The following is a 16099-nucleotide window of genomic DNA, read 5'->3' on the forward strand; positions in this document are numbered from 1 at the left end:
ACTTATGGAATGTCATACCTAACTAGGTGTGGCTTTTTATTATGCTCATAATTCTTGTCATTACAATCCATTATATAGATAGATGGGAGGTGTTGACTTATGGAGTATGAATATACAGTGAAGTTTTACTTTGACGAAGGTCGTGAAGAAGAACATAAAATCAAGTCCAATATTGAACAAGAAACATTTACAGAAGAAATTTCTAATGAGTTCAATGAAAAATCTTGGTATTCATTTACTGAGACGGAAAATTTTAAAACAATTTTAATTAGTACTTGGGGTGTTTACAAGGTTGAAGTAGAAAAAAATGTTTTAGAATTTGATTAATCTAATGTATGAAGTCACATCTTTTAACAAGGTGTGGCTTTTTATTATGTTTTGAAAGGATGAAAAAACTATGACTTTTAATTTACAAATTCTTTAATCCTTCGTAAGGTGAAGAACCCTTTCAAACATTTTAATATTAGATTATTATCAATTGAAAAAGCATTTTGGCATTCCATATTAAAAGGGTCACCGAAGGATAGTGACCCTTAGCAAAGAAAAATGGAATTTTTTTTATATGAACATTAGAGGTTTTAAAGTTTAATTGTTTTGAATTAAATGGCTATGATTTTTGATAAAATGTCAATAGCTATTAAAGAGGAAAGCAGCTCCGATAATAATTAGAAGAATGAATAGAACTACAAGTAGCGCAAATGCTGTACCGTAGCCATTACCCCCGTTACTACCACAATTTTGAGACATAATAAAATTCCCCCTTTCTTTAATTTATAATATGTTTAGTTTTCAACAGGCATTGCGATATCTGTCATAGGATTCCTTAGAAAAAGGTTTAAAACAGCTATAAAAATGTTGGGTGTTAGCTAACTCATATCCAGTTGAGTATCTATAATGATAGAAGTACTGGTGTGATAGGATAAGGTTTCATTACAAAACAACATCCTTTCTTTAGAAGGGCATATCAAGTAGATGAGACGAAACGATGGTGTGAAAATACATGTGCTTATCTGGGAGGTCTGATGGAAACGCAAAGTACACTTTGTAAACTATTTTGCGATAAGTACTGAACAATCAGAAGTAAGCAGAATTTTACTTCTAGAATGAATGAGAAGGACCGAACAGTTCAAAGAGGATAGCCCTTAAATTACAGTTTTCTTTGAAGTACACTGAAAATCCAAGATGGACCTACTCGGTGGAGGTAGTGATGAATCCCATGAGAGTTGGATGTTATTATTTTAAGTAGTTTTTTAATGTAAAACAAACAAAACTGTTTAATTTTGGTACTTATCCCTTGATTTTACTTACATTTATAAATAGTATTTAATGGAGGAGGGAGGTTGATTACATGGCTAAAAAACAAAAACAAATTCCATTTTTGAAAAGACCTTGGGTATCTTCTATTGGGGTATTCGTATTGTCACAGATAATCTTTATTACATTTGAAACAACAGGGTGGATGCCTAATTATCGAGATATTAGCGGAACATTATTTGGAAGAATTACTGACTCTTCAATTTTCAAAGATTGGTTTACTTTTTATGAAACACAACATTTCAATTTACTTACTATCTTTTTTGGCATCGTATTTCTCATGCCTGGAATAATAGGTGCGATAAAAAACGTTTTTTCACCAAGGTCTACATAAGTAAAGACTATAAAAGTATGACGTCGAGTGCGTAATACGGGTAATTTAGTTAAAAAGACAATAGATCACTGTGTTAAATTATAAACTGAAAAAGGATTTAACAAAAATCAGTAAAATATTAGTTTGTAAAAACACTACAAGGAGAACAACTTTATGACTAAACAACTTTTAAAAGGGATGGAAGGTGTTTTTATTCCTGTTAAAGACCCAAAAACTTCAGCCGATTGATATGCAAAAATACTTGGTTTTGAATTAATCTACATTGAAGAAGAGGCTGCTGTAATGAAGATTGCTGAACATTCTCAAACAGTAGTATGTTTGGTTAGAACTTTAAATCATAAGCCAATGGAGTTTCCAAATAATAATTTTGGTGTGGGAAAATACTATAATTTCATACCTATAATGATATTGAAGAAACCTATAAATTTCTATTTGAAAAGAATGTAAAGGTAAACCCTATTCATAGCGAGGGTTCTCCGAAATTCTCCTTTTATGATCCAGACGATAATCCTTTAGGTGTTTGCCATTAAAAATTATTTAAACGACCACTCCTTGTGTGAATAGTGGAATCTTATGTTTTTTGGCGACCAAATTATGATAAAAGAAGATATTTAATTCTATGATCGACATAATATTAAAAGGTGCTGCTCCATAGTCTAAAAACTACAGCGACAGCACCAAGTCATTTATTAGTGGAAATATTTATCGACACGTTGAAGTACTTCGTCAGCAGAAAGACCATCAGCGTCAATAACAGGTCCCGCCATGATAGGATCGCTAATTCCCATAATATCTCTATCTTGCCCAGTAATTACACAGGCATCACATTTTTTTGCATCGTCTTCAGTACGAAGTTGAATAACTTCATAACCTTTTGCCTTTAAAGCGTCTTCAACGTTTGTTAATGATTGTTCCACACCAATTATTCTAGACATTATTCTTCCACCTCCTATATGTAATGTGTCATATAGGCTTGCTAATTATTCACTTAATTCATTTTTTTGTTATACAATGGCGAGAAATTGAGTAAAATGCATTTTCTATTAGAGCAAAATGATATTGGCAATCATATATGCTGGATAGGAGTAATTTAAAATGGGAAGTCTAAATAATGCCGGACCACCCACACCTGTTATATTGTCGGAAGGCAAAAAGGTACCGTTTGTACAAGGTACATATTGTTGGCAAAATATTATAAATAACGAATGTGTTGATAAAATTCCGCCGCCAGAAATTATTGCAAATAAAAACATTGTTCCGTTTTCTGTTTCGCCACAAAGTGAAATTAAAATAAGTTTAAAGGAATTTCCCATTTAGGGATGGAAGTAGAAGAATGGGTGAGTGGCGATGAAGTTGAGCTAGTAAAGATACAAGATAATACTTTCTCTGTACCAAAAGAGAAGGGGATTTATATTTATTCTATTTTTGGAAGATGGGACAAAGGAGCTTCTTCTTATATTTTTGTTATAGAGGTGAAATGAATATGGTTTCTGACTTCTAAATAATAAAAAACATATTGAAGGTTAATTTCCAATGTGTCTTTGAATAATATGAATACTTAACTAAACTATTGATTGCATATATTGGATAATTTGATCCTCTTGAATGGAATCAACAGCCACTTTATTTCGACTAATCTTTTGACATTTTGTGCATTGATGGATCAGTTGAAAGCCTTTTTTTCCAGTATAATCGACTCCAATTGGTCTCATCAAACCTTTACAAGTACTTGCTCTGTCTCCAGGAACATTATCCATATGTTTTGAAAATAAACAATTTGGACAATGATTTCGGAAACTTCCGTTGGTTAATGGTTCAACCATCGCACCGCAATGTTCACATTGAAATGCTGTATTCTCAGTTTTTCTACTCAATTGCTCTTCCTCCAAAATGTTATTTCAACATTGGAGGAAGGGTTCCGTTTTCTTTTTCTACTATAGTAGTATCAGGCTTTTATAGGGAATTAACCAATTCACCGTCTTGCTCTACAAAACGATTACTTCTAGTTCCTGCTTCACAAAGACTTATTTCATCCTTTGATCCGGACCAAGATTGATTTTGTATATTTGTGTCAACCACTGTAAGACGGACTGCTCCATCTTCCACTAGTAGGTGTTCTCCTATAATCACTGACTTAGGCATTCGTCCCCTTACGAGCAATTGTTTTGAATAGATAAAACGTCAATTCATTCACCCCTTTATCAATAAGCATTTATTTATTCATATTTTCAGGTTACCAAATTAACCGAATTATTTAAATAGTTCGGAATTGAAGTCTGAAAAGAAAAAAGGGGGGGAATCCCAACATGAGACACCCCAATTCCTTTTCTTATTCTGCTAAATAATCTTGACCGTTTATTGTTACTTTAGAAGCAGAGATTAGAGTGTCTTTATTTGCTGCAAAATATGGTTCTAAAATTTTGTAAATTGCTTTCCATTTTTCTTGAGCTTTTTCAAAATCCCCTTTTTTATCAAGAGCAGAGGCTTCTTCATAAAGCGGATTTAATTGCTTTTTATCCGCTTCACTGATTTCAAATTCGAAATCAGACATGTATTCTTCAAATGTTACTGGCTTGATATACGGACTAATCAATAGATAGATTTCATGCCATAGCTTATTAGACAACTCCATATCTTCCGCTTTATCTGCTTTTTGAGCATTTTCAAAGATAGGTTTTAGTTTGGCTAAAGTTTCAGCAGGGATATCTAATTGCAATTCTTTAACGAACTCTTCAAAAGTTTGCGGTGGATATAGTTCATCAAAATATGGTTGAAGGATATTATTCAATTCATCATATTTATCGTTAGCTTTTTCTTCATCACCACTTTTTACAAGCTTTACCCATTCTGCATAAATGGCTTTAAGCTGTGTAGTGTCGTTTTCTTTAATAACGATATTTTTCTCATTAAATCCGAATTCTTGTATATATTCCTCATAAGATTGAGGCTGCCAATTAGCTAAAACATATGGCTTTGTAATTTTATTCATTTCTTTGGAAATTTTATCCATTTCCTCATATTTCTTTTCAATCACTTCTTCAGTCGCTTCTTTTTCTATTTCAGCTGACACTTCTTTTTCTAGCTTCTTAATTTCATTAAACATTTTTTCTAATTTTGTTAGATCTTCTTTAGTAACCTCTTTAGGCAATTCTTTTTTATAAACTTCAAATGTGTAGAAGTCTGCATAACTCTCTACAACGCTACCTTCTACAGAAATTTCCTGTCCTTCTACTAAGTTCATTTTTTCTAGTTGTTCAGCGGAAAATTTATAGAAGCTGATAAAGTAATTTTTACCATCATTTCCTTTAAGGTTCATTCCATCGCCATAGATGTCTTTAATCTTTCCTGTGATTTTTTGTTCAAGTTGAATAGTAGTACTACTACTATCTGTTGTTTTTATTTCTGTAGCTCCTGCTTGAAGTGGCGTTAGAACAGCCATTCCTATTGTTAGTGCTGAAGCAATCATCCAAGTTTTTTTAATCGGTTTTTTCATGATCATTTCTCCCTTTTTTTTCTGGAACTCGACGTTTCCAATATTTAGACGAATTACCAAATGAAAAAGTTCGTCTTTTTTCAAAAAAGTTGAAAGGTTTTAAAAATTTCATATAAAGTGTTTAAATAGTTGTATAACAATAAAGTTTGAGTGTTTAATCTAAAGGCTTCAGAGGAATAAACGACAAGAAACTGAAATCGGGTAACTGGTGGTGTAAATATGGGAATCGCTGAAGTATTAACAATTGTCTTTATAGTATTAAAGCTAACGAATGTTATCGCATGGTCTTGGTGGTTAGTGCTTTTGCCAGCCATCATATCCTTTAGCGTTTACGCATTTATTTTGGTGATGAAGTTAGTAATGGTGATGATAGCGGTAGTGGCGGTGAAAAAACGTAAAGAATTGTAGAATGGAGAATTAAATAAAGGGGATGCAGACTAATGATTTTCTATTAAGTTATCTCAAGAAGCAATGTTAAAGGATTACCTGCAGGAATTTAAGCATTGTTGTATTCCATTTATTAACTTACATAGCATGTTGCACAATTTGAAGAAGCAAGGCTTAAAACTTGGCATGATTACAAATGGTTATGGGCAATTTCAATTAGATAATATATTGCCGTTCTAAGCGATACAGTTGATCACAGTAATCTAAGCTGATTTTCCTATTTTTGCTATCGGCTTTCAGCCAATAACGTCGTATATGCGCCCAACAATTAGTGAATGAAATATTAAATAGCTTACCGTATGCTTATAAAATGCTATTTTTATCGCAATTATTGTCGAAATAATGTCGAAGATTGTAAAAAAATAAATACATTATTATAAATATCACTACTCATGATGATCTTATCTGTGTATAGTTGCATAAGATAAAATGAAAAATATTCTACGATAGATGAAGGGGATTACTTTTAAATGGGAAAGAAAATTGCATGGGTTACAGATACAGCAGCATTGTTAGATGAAAAGTTCATTCAGGACAATCAAATTCACGTATTACCACTTAATATAGTGTTCGAAGAAGGGGCATTACGCGAAACTGTTGATATGACACATGATCAGTTTTACGAAAAGCTACGAAATGCTAAAAAAAATCCAAAGACATCACAACCTGCTATTGGTGAAGTTGTAGACTTATATAAATCATTAAAAGAACAAGGGTATACATGTGCAATTGCAATTCATACCTCTCAACATCTTTCGGGCACTTATCAAAGCACTTTCACAGCAGCTGGTCAAGCTGAATTTGAAGTATATCCAGTGGATTCAAAAATCGGGTCATTTCCGATGATGAAAATGATTAAACTCGGTCAGCAGTTAGAGCGTGAAGGTTTTGAACCTGACTATATTGTTGAAAGAATCAATGAGATGGCAGATAACAGTGAGCTTTCATTTATTCCGGCTAACTTATCACAATTACATAAAAGTGGTCGAGTTTCAGGGACTCAAGCATTTTTAAGTAACTTGTTGAATATTAAAGTTGTCATATCATTTGAAGATGGGAAGCCCGTTATGAAAGAAAAAGTACGCGCTACGACTAGAGCTAAAACATATGTACAAAATGTTTTAAATACAGATCTAGAAAAAAGTATTATCCCTGAAGTTGCAATTATTCACTGTAATGATGAAGAAGGCGCAACCGCTTGGAAAAAAGCTTTAGAGAACGAATATCCGCTTATAAACTTCTCCGTATTACCACTAAGTGCTTGTGTAGCGGTTCATGCAGGTGAAGGAACGCTTGGTTTAAGTTGGGTACGTCTACCAGAGCTTGCACCACTTAAGAAAAAGAAAGCTGAATTAGTTACTATATAAACATAATTGTAATCTAAATTATTGTAGGTACATGAAGTTGCGAAATTCCTATAAACCAACTATTATACAGTCAGAGAGCATTTTAGCTTAAGTAAACTGGCAGATGTAACGTTATTTTTTGAATGATAGCAGTGTTTTCATTCAGGTATGGGGGACTGGCTGTTAAATTTTATTATAGGTAATTTAGTCTTCGACGATTTGAATCATATGCGCATTTGTCGTGCGGTAGATTCCGTCGAGATAGAACGTTTCAATTGGGGAATTATCAGTGGGCGTGCCTTTGCGGGACATGCTTAGGGTAATTCCTTTTTCTTTGACTGATTTTCGATACGCATATGATGTGTACACAGAACCTTGATCGCTATGCAAGATGCAGCCTTGCGGTAGAATTGATATAAAGTATCCAAAACGAATGACGTATCTTGTGTAGAATCAATTGTTTGCGCTACAATTTCTCCGATATAGAGTAAGTCCAAAATATAAAAAAAAAGCGCACCTTTTCGGTACACACGACGAATGGCCATCTATCCTAAATTTTTTCGGATAGATGGCTAGTTTGTACATGTGGCTTGGATTTTTTTCGACCAAGGCATGTAATTATTTAAAATCTCTGGCTGCTGGTGGATCGGTAAATTTGGCAATTCGATCACACTTAAACTAACGAGGAGCAAGAGTTTAAGATCAAGCTGCCGAAGTCAAAGGCAGCTTTTCTTATTGAGCTAACGAAGCACTTTAGTTGAACAGCAATTAGGTTTATTTGGTAAAATTAATACAAGAAATTGAAATATTAATCGGTGATGAAGTGAAATAAGAGTTTTTACTTTTTGATCAATCAGGGATATTGAGGTGATTAGTGATGACACTTAAATGGTTGTGGATATTGGTTATTGCGTTTAGCTTACTAGAATGGATTTCAATCCCATTCATAGGTGCATTTACAGGAAAACTATATCAATTAGTTGATGGTGTATTAATAATTACTTTTATTATTTATCCATTATTTTTTATTACTTCTCTTTTACTATTACAAAAGGGAATTAAAAAAATTGGTGCAGTAATTTTGCTTATTCCACTAATCGTGTATGCACCCTTGCTAATAAGTCTCCAAACGTTGCTTAAATAATGTACTTATTGAGCTCACTGAACAGTTTAGTGGAGTGAATTCAAAATACACTGACTAAAAGGACGGGGTAAAATTGAAATTTAGATATTTTAGTTGTCTGTTTATGATGTTGGTCTTGCTTTCTGCTTGTAATACTAGATTAGAACCAAAGGAACATTTAGGAGAAGTATATACAATTGTTTTGACTCTATTATGGAACAAGATGAAGCCTTAAGTAGTAATATGAAATTCATAGCTATTGATATGAGTAATTTTCAGGAAGTAGATGAAGGGAGTAAAGAAGAAATTTTAAGCTATTTTAAAGAAAAATATAAAGTTGATGTAATAGATTCTACATTTGAACAACTGAAAGAAAAGGGATTGTATAATCCAGATACATTATCTTTGGATGGTGTACTCCTTAGAATAGAAAGAGTTGAGTTTAAGTTCAACAATAATATCTTTTTTGTGGGTTCTAAGTATCGTTCGGGTTTAGGGGCAGTTGGAGTAGAAGTTACAGTTCATCATAAAGATAATAAATGGAAAACCAAAAGAGTAAAACAGACTTGGGTTAGCTAATTATTATTGAGCTATCGGGGTGCTTTACTTAAAGATCATTGAGTTGCATAAACAGCTCTTTATTTCTTATTAAACTAACGGCGCAGTTTAGTTGAAGAAAGTTGTTATCAATATATTTACTTAATAGTTGCAGTTGATATATTACTAATCACAATAATATAAATCTAGGAGAGTGATAGGGATGGTTGGGTTGAAATATATTGGAGGTGTCTTAGTTGCAATAGTTTTATGTGGAGTGATTTGGTTGGTTCACCCAGCTAAAGAACAAGTAAACCAATTGGAAGAACAAATCAGTCGTCAATACATGTTTGCAAACTTTTTACTGAGGGATACGGTAGAGGACCTACTCGCATGGAACTTTAGTCAACCCTTAACCGATGCAGACGAAGATTATTTAAAGAAGCTTTCTAATGAGTTACTATACACAACCGATCTAATTTTTAGTGGAGATGTGGTCCATCATGAATGGAGAAGTCGAATGAATGATATACAAGGTTATTTATCTAAATACATGTCCGGCACTTCACTTTCAGAAGAAGATGTCGCAGATATAAATCAATCATTACAGGCTACTCGTTTTATAACTATGGATTTTAATGATTATGTTGATAACACCTATGATTTCTATAACGCAATGCATGATGAACACCATGAAATGGTCGAAAGAGTTAAAAGTCGCCTAGCCTCAAAATATTAATCATAATAAAAGTAAAAAATTTTCTTTATTCTTCAACTCCCATGAAAGAACGTAATCATCTTTCATTTTCTGTGGTGTAGTGTTGAGTTTAAGCGACATGGATGGCTAACGGGGGCTTTTCTTGAAGATTATTGAGTTGCATATGCAGTTCTTTTTTTCTTATTGAGCTAACGGGGTGGCTTTAGTTGAAGATTCGGTTTGCGAAATATAAGTATTTAATATTACACCCAATTTCAATGACGTAATAGTTTTATTAAATTACATGAAAAACAGCTGAATTCATATATTTCAGCTGTTTTTGAGTATGTAAGATAGTAAAGAATTTTTATTAAATCCAATACAATATCCTAAACTTATTCATTTATTCGTTTGATATGTTTTAACTGCAGGTGGAACATAGGTTGCACATTTATCTAATAGTCCCACTACGTCTTCATCTACAAGTAGGGCATTTCGAGATTGGGCTTGTAAAAATTGTTCGTTTTGCATATGGTCAAATAACTCAATGAGTAAATCGTAATAATGATTGATATTTAAAAGTCCACAAGGCTTTTGCAGAAGGCCGATTTGATTCCAAGTGAATACTTCAAAAAATTCTTCTAACGTACCAGGTCCTCCAGGTAAAGCAATAAAGCCATCTGCTAGTTCCATCATTTTGCTTTTGCGTTCATGCATAGAATTGACGACAATTAGCTCTGTTAAATGCTTATGAGAAATTTCACGTTCTTCTAACAACGTCGGAATAACGCCAATCACCTTTCCACCTTCACGAAGAACCGTGTCTGCAACTGTTCCCATCACACCTACACTCGCTCCGCCATAAATTAAGGTAATATTACGTTTTGCTAATTCTTTTCCTAGAAGAATAGCTCCTTCTTTATATGCCTCAGAAGCACCGATGCTTGATCCGCAAAATACTGCAATACTATCCATCATTGTTCCTCCATTTCTGATATGTATCTTTCCGCATTAACGGGCAGTGAACTTTAAGCGGGACCCCACTGATTCACGTTTCACTTTTATAGTATAATTTAATTTTGGAAGGAAAGAAATGGAGGAAATAACAATGGAATTAAATGAATTTCAAAAATGGATTAAGGATTACTATGATACACGTGGTTGGTCTGATTTAAGTATTTTTACGCGTATTGGCTTCCTAGCCGAAGAGACTGGGGAAGTAGCAAGAGCCATACGAGCGTTAGAGATTGGTAGAGATAGACCAGATGAAAAGATTCAAACATATGAAGAAAATAAGCAGGAATTAGTAGAGGAACTTGGAGATGTTTTAGGGAATATTATTGTTATCGCTAATAAATATGATATTTCACTGGAAGAAATTTTTTCAGCTCATCAGGAAAAGCTAATGGAGCGTTATAAAGCATAGAAATACATATGGAAGGGGGATTCATATGGATTATCAAGTAGAGATTTTATTAGAAAATCACGATGACTTTACTACTTTTTTAAAAACAAAGATTAGAGAGTACAACGATGAACATTCACCATACCATAAAAAAACTCGACAAAAAGGTTCTGTTCGTCCGTTAAACTTAATCGTAAACGATCATCAACAACAATGGATTGGCGGCATTACTGCAGAGGTTTATTGGGGTTGGGTAGAAATCAATAAGTTTTGGTTTAGTGAAGAATACCGTGGAAAAGGTATTGGTGGAAAGTTACTGGTGAAAGCTGAAGAAGCAGCCAAGCAAATGGGCGCTACGAAGGCATTGTTAACTACATATGACTTTCAAGCACGTACGTTTTATGAAGCGAGGGGCTATGAGGTTGTAGGTGAAATAAAAGATTATCCGCCTGGAAGTAGTTATTATACAATGGTAAAACATCTAATTTAAGTTTAGAAAGGCTGTCTGATTAACTCTTTGTGACAGCCTTTTGTTATATCCTGATTTATCCTCAAATCACCACTAATCAATTCAATAAGTTTCTTCAAGTTCCTGTAATCGCACTAGAATTGCCAAATCAATTATTTAAATGTTTAATGACATTTAATCAGATCATTGCTCTAAAAATATATGGCTAAAAGATGACTAAAAAAACGCCCTAATGTCAAACTTATAATAAAGGGGAGATTTAGTGTGTACTCGATATCAAACTTTAAGTTACTCGTTGATAACCAGGCAGAAATTGATACCATTCATCAAAATTGTGATAGTTTAATCCAGACAACTGTTACGCCTAAAATGGATGCGGAAGTCAATACTTTGTTAGATGCCATTAATAAAAAACTAACCGAACAAGGTTTTACAATTACAGTGACATCTACTGGACTAATCGCAAAATATAGTGAAGCAGTTATAAATGTTGACAAGCATTCGAAAGATTTGGAGGAGTGCTTTTTCATTAATTTAAATAATTTTGCGGAGGATCAAGTTTCCATTGTTTTAGACGTTTCCGATGCAATGATGCCGAAAATCTCTAATAATCTTGACGGCTACACTGAGATTATTGAGCAGATGACAGATACATTAAAGTATGCAAAAAGTCTCGAAAAAGCTTGTACTTCACCAAAGTTTATTTATAAAACTCAAAGCAATATTATTTTTCATTCGGCTGAAGAAGTAGTCAATTATTATTTTCAGTAAAGAAGCAGCCACCCTCATAGATATATAGGGTGGCCGATAAAGGAAGTGCTATTGATTATATATTCCCGCTACAATATTTTACACAATAAACTTTCTTCCGAATAATAACAGTATCATCGATAGGATGAAAAAATATAGAGGCATAATCGTCAATGAACCATTATGCAGGAAACTCATTCCTGATGTTATTAAGCTCACGAGTAAGTAATAGCCTAAGCTGAAAATCGCGCCAGCTGTCCCGATAACATCCTGAAAGTTGACAAGCGCAAGGCTTAAGCAATTTGGTAGAGCCATTCCTGATCCTAATAAGGTAATAAAAATGGTAACTAAAATGCCCATTAATAAGACAATATTAGGCAATGGTAAAGAACTTATGATTAGTAGTAATAAAGCTCCAACTGTCATCACAAAACAACCGAGATGAATTACTTGCTCTGGCTGATATTTATTGATTAGTCTTTTGGAAATCATGGCACCGATAATAGAGGCAAGAGCCACAATTATGCCAAGAAATCCATAAAGTCCTGGTGATAAATTGAAATGGTCAATAAAGATAAAGGGAGCTTCGGCATAGTAACTGAATAGCACACCATTTATCCCACCAATGAGCAATCCAAAGACAAGAACCCGTGGAGAAGAAATCATTCGTTTTACAACTGGAAAAATAGCCATTCTTTTTCTCGTTGATTTATCTGTTGTTTCAGGAAGTCTGAAATAAGCATAGATAAACAACAAAATACTCATCGCAACGAGCACAAAGAAAACAGCTCTAAAACCAAGTGCTTGATCGACCCAGCCACCAATCAGCGGCCCTACTGCAGGTGTAAACGCAATCACTGCAGAAATTTGCGCAAACATCGCATGTCTTTTACTACCAGATACACTTTCTCGCAAAATGGTTTGCGTGATAATGGAGCCGGTCGCTGCCCCAAAAGCTTGTATAAATCTACTAACTAATAGAAAAGTGATAGTTTCTGCGTAAAAACACATGAAACTTCCAATACCATAAAAAATTAAACCGCCAAGCATGGCCGGTCTTCGTCCAATAAAATCAGAAAGCCATCCCCAACAAAATACACCGATAGCAAACCCAATAAAATAAATACTTAAGGTTAACTGTACAGAGCGATTTGAAGCATTTAATGCATCTGAAATATCAGGTAGAGATGGTGTATAGATTGTCTCGCTAATCTGTGGAAAAGCTACAAGAACAATCATTAATAATAAAGATGGTGCTACATGTTTTTTCAACTTATTGCCCTCCTACAAGCAAAATCTACTTCTTTAGAAAAGAGTAGACGTAGCTAGGGAAACGGCGGGACCATGATAAGTATTCGTTCATAAGATGTCATTATTAATCACCTAAATATGCTTAAAGTAGGAGTGCATAGTCTAGTTATTATTATATAGATATTTGCTATTTTTAAAAGACAAATTTAGAAATATTTTCAATTACTATCATCCTTTACGTCATAACGTGGGGTTGATTTCCGTTTCTGCTGGCCGCTTTGTCGCTGACGCTTAGCTTTCGCACAGATAAAACATTTGTTGCTGACGCTTCGCTTTCGCACAGAGCAAAGCTTCCTGGGGGCGTCAGATGAGACGCTAATCCTTAAGGAGTCGCCCAGCCTCCAATCAACTTATTCAAATTGCATGTATTAAAAAATATGAGGAGTAATTTTTATGACGTATCTAAATTTTTAAAAAATTCTGCTTGTGCTTAATAGAAATTGCATATAAAATAGAAACAAACGTTCTTGCTGAAGGGAGAATAAATGACTACATATCATAAACAGTTACAGTTAGTATTATTCGATGTAAATGATATTCCAGGTTTAATTGCCCTTTCTGACTCTGTCGGGTGGGATTACGATGAATCCGAAATTAGAACGGTGATGATGTCAGGTAAAATATTTGGGCACAAAAATGCTGAGGGGAAAATTGTTTCAAGTGCTGCCATAATCACATATGATACAAATTTAGCTTCAATAGGTATGGTCATTGTGCATGAAAATTACAGAGGGCTTGGTTTAGGGAAATTAGCTACTCAAAAATGTATTGAAAGTGTATCAGAACATACAGCAATTATGCTCGTCGCAACGAAAGACGGTGAACCGTTATATAAGAAAATGGGCTTTACCACAGTAGATTATGTACATAAATATCTGACTGACAATTTTAACGGTGCTCAAAACTTAGCTTCTAATGATTATACGATAGAAGATTTTAATGAGAGAGATTTTGCTGATATTGTTAGCTTAGATGCTGCTGCCTTTGGAGATAAAAGAAGTAAGTTTCTACGGAATAGGATAAAGCAATCAAAGCATTGTATTGTTGTAAAGGATTATGATGCAAATATTATAGGTTTTGGATTGTCTATTTTAGGGCCAATCAATCTAATTTTAGGCCCAATTATAGCACCTGATTCTAAAACAGCCAGTCTCATAATTAATACTTTAGCGAAAGACCATTATGGGAAATTAAGAATTGATGTACCATCTGGTCATGCTGAATTTATAAAATGGATAGAGCAAAGTGGCTTTACAGAGGTAAATACTCCTCCTGTTATGATTCTTCATGCAGAGAAAACGCCGACTAGAAATAATACGCTATTTACCATAGCTGCACAAATTTTTGGATAACATCACTTAAACAAAGTGAGCACACTTTCTATTTGGTGTGCTTTTTTGTTTTTAAAGGATTTTACTGGAAGTATGGAGAATAGATGATAGAAAAGGGGGAGAATTAATGTTTCCTAATTTAGAGACAGAAAGACTTATTCTAAGAGAGCTGACGCAGGATGATGCCGAAAATGTTTTTAATTGTTTTTCTAATGAAGAAGTCATTCGCTATTATGGACAAGAGCCATTTAAAGAGATACAGCAAGCTGAAAATTTAGTGAAACTATTTTCAAAGAGCTTTGCAGAGAAAAGAGGAATAAGATGGGGAATTGAAAGGAAGGGGATAAAGGGTATAGTCGGGACAATTGGTTTTCATGCCTGGTCGCCTATCCATAGACGAGCAGAAATCGGTTATGAAATTCATCCTGATTATTGGAGAAAAGGATATACTCAAGAAGCGGTTGCCGAAATTGTGTCGTATGGCTTTGAGCATATGGGGCTTACTCGTATTGGTGCCGTTGTATTTTTAGAAAATGAAGCCTCGAATAAGCTACTAACTAAAATTGGCTTTCAACAGGAAGGAATTCTTAGAGATTATATGTATCAAAATGGTCAGGCACATGATACATTTGTCTATTCTATATTAAAAAATAGATAAGTAATGCTTTTTCTCGAGAATAAATTCTATTAACCTACGGAAAATATAGTTAAGGTACCGCTATATACCTTTTATTGCTTAATAAATGATAACTAAGACATGTTTTGTGATCGCTTTTTTCGGTTATAGTGCTAATAAATGCTTGGATTTTTATTAGTGGTGAAAAAGTAACAGTAAGGGGCTTTGTGAAATGGGAATACAATATAGCACAGCTTATTTTGAAAAGCTGGATTTACTTGAAATTCTATATGCGGGGCAGGCAGCGTTAAAAGAAACGCTACCTACGCACAATGTCAGTAACAGTCATTTGAAACGCTTTGAACAAATAGAAGCAGCTATCGCTAAGCTCAATAAGGAAATTCGAATCCTTGAGCTGAACATTATCCAGTCCGTAGATTCAAAATAAAATAAAAAAAGGATTAACTCATGCAAAAAGTTATTAATTGCATGAGTTTTTTGTTGAGCTTCAAGTCACAAAGACACAAGATTTTCGGAGTGCTTGGCATTTTTTTGTCTATTTACGTTCTCTAATTTTCATTCGAAAACGTTGGAAACTGAACGATGTTTTCTCCTTTTGACGTTCATTGTTAAACATGATTGATTGTCAATTTAGTAATCTTTATAGAGTTTTCAATAAAATTTTTATCATTTAGCAAATTTTTAACTTGAATTTATTTTAAGAAGACGTTAATATGAAGTTAACTTCATATGAAGTAAACTTCATATTCAAGAGGAGAGTATTGTATTGAAACGAAAGTTATTTCAAAGATTATTAACAGCATTCCTTGCAATAATATTAGGTGTTATTAGTCTTTTGATGAATCCAACAGAAAAAATGGCGGCAATCTATCTTTTCGTTGTTGGTATTATTATTTTGATTGTAT

At 33.8% G+C, this 16099-nt stretch carries 23 protein-coding genes and 3 pseudogenes; 16 read left to right on the forward strand and 10 right to left on the reverse strand.

The features are described from left to right. Positions 1-99: 99 nt before the first annotated feature. Positions 100-327, forward strand: coding sequence for a hypothetical protein (locus tag AC1DCY_RS06120; RefSeq protein ID WP_049666076.1), 228 nt, complete (start codon positions 100-102; stop codon positions 325-327). A 300-nt stretch (positions 328-627) separates the two neighbouring features. On the opposite strand, the gene AC1DCY_RS06125 is transcribed toward AC1DCY_RS06120, so the two are convergent. Continuing rightward, a complete protein-coding gene (locus AC1DCY_RS06125) occupies positions 628-747 on the reverse strand; it encodes a YjcZ family sporulation protein (RefSeq protein WP_477348410.1) in 120 nt (39 codons plus the stop codon). 601 nt (positions 748-1348) lie between these two features. Here AC1DCY_RS06125 and AC1DCY_RS06130 point away from each other — a divergent pair. Continuing rightward, complete coding sequence (locus AC1DCY_RS06130; RefSeq protein WP_477348412.1) at positions 1349-1648, forward strand: YfzA family protein; 300 nt, start codon at positions 1349-1351, stop codon at positions 1646-1648. 237 nt (positions 1649-1885) lie between these two features. Further along, positions 1886-2178: pseudogene (locus AC1DCY_RS06135) on the forward strand (VOC family protein). Positions 2179-2337: 159 nt separating this feature from the next. Here AC1DCY_RS06135 and AC1DCY_RS06140 read toward each other — a convergent pair. Further along, positions 2338-2583, reverse strand: a complete 246-nt coding sequence (locus AC1DCY_RS06140) for a YkuS family protein (protein WP_477348414.1) — start codon at positions 2581-2583, stop codon at positions 2338-2340. Positions 2584-2743: 160 nt separating this feature from the next. On the opposite strand from AC1DCY_RS06140, the gene AC1DCY_RS06145 reads away from it, so the two are divergent. Together AC1DCY_RS06145 and AC1DCY_RS06150 are read left to right on the forward strand one after the other, a co-directional pair. Then, positions 2744-2965 carry a hypothetical protein gene (locus AC1DCY_RS06145; protein ID WP_477348416.1) on the forward strand — a complete coding sequence of 74 codons (222 nt, stop codon included), beginning with the start codon at positions 2744-2746 and terminating at the stop codon, positions 2963-2965. Between the two features lie 2 nt (positions 2966-2967). Continuing rightward, complete coding sequence (locus tag AC1DCY_RS06150) at positions 2968-3129, forward strand: hypothetical protein (protein ID WP_477348418.1); 162 nt, start codon at positions 2968-2970, stop codon at positions 3127-3129. Between the two features lie 81 nt (positions 3130-3210). Here the strand turns inward: AC1DCY_RS06150 and AC1DCY_RS06155 are convergent, their stop codons facing one another. From AC1DCY_RS06155 to AC1DCY_RS06165, 3 genes are all read right to left on the reverse strand, one after another. Then, positions 3211-3522, reverse strand: coding sequence for an RNHCP domain-containing protein (locus AC1DCY_RS06155; protein ID WP_477348419.1), 312 nt, complete (start codon positions 3520-3522; stop codon positions 3211-3213). A 79-nt stretch (positions 3523-3601) separates the two neighbouring features. Further along, the gene (locus AC1DCY_RS06160) at positions 3602-3790 is read right to left on the reverse strand and encodes a hypothetical protein (protein ID WP_477348421.1); all 189 of its coding nucleotides are present in this window, start codon (positions 3788-3790) and stop codon (positions 3602-3604) included. Positions 3791-3977: 187 nt separating this feature from the next. Continuing rightward, positions 3978-5141 carry a hypothetical protein gene (locus AC1DCY_RS06165; RefSeq protein ID WP_477348422.1) on the reverse strand — a complete coding sequence of 388 codons (1164 nt, stop codon included), beginning with the start codon at positions 5139-5141 and terminating at the stop codon, positions 3978-3980. Between the two features lie 219 nt (positions 5142-5360). Here AC1DCY_RS06165 and AC1DCY_RS06170 point away from each other — a divergent pair, with 219 nt between their 5' ends. Beyond that, positions 5361-5549 (forward strand): transmembrane Fragile-X-F protein, encoded by a 189-nt coding sequence (locus AC1DCY_RS06170; RefSeq protein ID WP_477348424.1) that lies wholly within the window; start codon positions 5361-5363, stop codon positions 5547-5549. Positions 5550-5753: 204 nt separating this feature from the next. Here AC1DCY_RS06170 and AC1DCY_RS06175 read toward each other — a convergent pair. Then, positions 5754-5891: pseudogene (locus tag AC1DCY_RS06175) on the reverse strand (IS66 family transposase); the annotation flags it as partial. A gap of 167 nt (positions 5892-6058) precedes the next feature. Here AC1DCY_RS06175 and AC1DCY_RS06180 point away from each other — a divergent pair. After that, complete coding sequence (locus AC1DCY_RS06180; RefSeq protein ID WP_328010743.1) at positions 6059-6955, forward strand: DegV family protein; 897 nt, start codon at positions 6059-6061, stop codon at positions 6953-6955. A gap of 210 nt (positions 6956-7165) precedes the next feature. On the opposite strand, the pseudogene AC1DCY_RS06185 reads toward AC1DCY_RS06180, so the two are convergent. Further along, positions 7166-7422: pseudogene (locus tag AC1DCY_RS06185) on the reverse strand (DDE-type integrase/transposase/recombinase); the annotation flags it as partial. A 389-nt stretch (positions 7423-7811) separates the two neighbouring features. Between AC1DCY_RS06185 and AC1DCY_RS06190 the strand changes: the two are divergent. The 3 genes from AC1DCY_RS06190 to AC1DCY_RS06200 all read left to right on the forward strand — a co-directional run bounded on the left by AC1DCY_RS06190 (position 7812) and on the right by AC1DCY_RS06200 (position 9333). Continuing rightward, complete coding sequence (locus tag AC1DCY_RS06190) at positions 7812-8078, forward strand: hypothetical protein (protein ID WP_477348425.1); 267 nt, start codon at positions 7812-7814, stop codon at positions 8076-8078. A gap of 192 nt (positions 8079-8270) precedes the next feature. Continuing rightward, positions 8271-8636 carry a peptide ABC transporter substrate-binding protein gene (locus tag AC1DCY_RS06195; RefSeq protein ID WP_477348426.1) on the forward strand — a complete coding sequence of 122 codons (366 nt, stop codon included), beginning with the start codon at positions 8271-8273 and terminating at the stop codon, positions 8634-8636. Positions 8637-8817: 181 nt separating this feature from the next. Continuing rightward, complete coding sequence (locus AC1DCY_RS06200) at positions 8818-9333, forward strand: hypothetical protein (RefSeq protein ID WP_477348428.1); 516 nt, start codon at positions 8818-8820, stop codon at positions 9331-9333. Positions 9334-9690: 357 nt separating this feature from the next. Here AC1DCY_RS06200 and AC1DCY_RS06205 read toward each other — a convergent pair whose 3' ends face one another. Continuing rightward, positions 9691-10266, reverse strand: coding sequence for an LOG family protein (locus AC1DCY_RS06205; RefSeq protein ID WP_477348430.1), 576 nt, complete (start codon positions 10264-10266; stop codon positions 9691-9693). Between the two features lie 133 nt (positions 10267-10399). Between AC1DCY_RS06205 and AC1DCY_RS06210 the strand changes: the two genes are divergently transcribed. From AC1DCY_RS06210 to AC1DCY_RS06220, 3 genes are all read left to right on the forward strand, one after another. After that, positions 10400-10717 (forward strand): MazG nucleotide pyrophosphohydrolase domain-containing protein, encoded by a 318-nt coding sequence (locus tag AC1DCY_RS06210; RefSeq protein ID WP_403004306.1) that lies wholly within the window; start codon positions 10400-10402, stop codon positions 10715-10717. Between the two features lie 25 nt (positions 10718-10742). Then, positions 10743-11186, forward strand: coding sequence for a GNAT family N-acetyltransferase (locus AC1DCY_RS06215; RefSeq protein ID WP_477348433.1), 444 nt, complete (start codon positions 10743-10745; stop codon positions 11184-11186). 243 nt (positions 11187-11429) lie between these two features. Further along, positions 11430-11936: a hypothetical protein gene (locus AC1DCY_RS06220; protein WP_477348435.1), complete on the forward strand. Its 507-nt coding sequence runs from the start codon at positions 11430-11432 to the stop codon at positions 11934-11936. 78 nt (positions 11937-12014) lie between these two features. Here the strand turns inward: AC1DCY_RS06220 and AC1DCY_RS06225 are convergent, their stop codons facing one another. Together AC1DCY_RS06225 and AC1DCY_RS06230 are read right to left on the reverse strand one after the other, a co-directional pair. Next, a complete protein-coding gene (locus tag AC1DCY_RS06225; RefSeq protein ID WP_477348437.1) occupies positions 12015-13187 on the reverse strand; it encodes a multidrug effflux MFS transporter in 1173 nt (390 codons plus the stop codon). 197 nt (positions 13188-13384) lie between these two features. Further along, the gene (locus AC1DCY_RS06230; RefSeq protein WP_477348439.1) at positions 13385-13507 is read right to left on the reverse strand and encodes a hypothetical protein; all 123 of its coding nucleotides are present in this window, start codon (positions 13505-13507) and stop codon (positions 13385-13387) included. 204 nt (positions 13508-13711) lie between these two features. Here AC1DCY_RS06230 and AC1DCY_RS06235 point away from each other — a divergent pair, with 204 nt between their 5' ends. The 3 genes from AC1DCY_RS06235 (at position 13712) to AC1DCY_RS06245 (ending at position 15621) form a co-directional block, all read left to right on the forward strand. Then, a complete protein-coding gene (locus tag AC1DCY_RS06235; protein WP_477348441.1) occupies positions 13712-14578 on the forward strand; it encodes a GNAT family N-acetyltransferase in 867 nt (288 codons plus the stop codon). 106 nt (positions 14579-14684) lie between these two features. Beyond that, positions 14685-15215, forward strand: coding sequence for a GNAT family N-acetyltransferase (locus AC1DCY_RS06240; protein WP_477348443.1), 531 nt, complete (start codon positions 14685-14687; stop codon positions 15213-15215). A 190-nt stretch (positions 15216-15405) separates the two neighbouring features. Further along, complete coding sequence (locus tag AC1DCY_RS06245; RefSeq protein WP_477348445.1) at positions 15406-15621, forward strand: hypothetical protein; 216 nt, start codon at positions 15406-15408, stop codon at positions 15619-15621. Positions 15622-16099 lie beyond the last annotated feature (478 nt).

Source organism: Lysinibacillus sp. 10T31, from assembly GCF_056394365.1.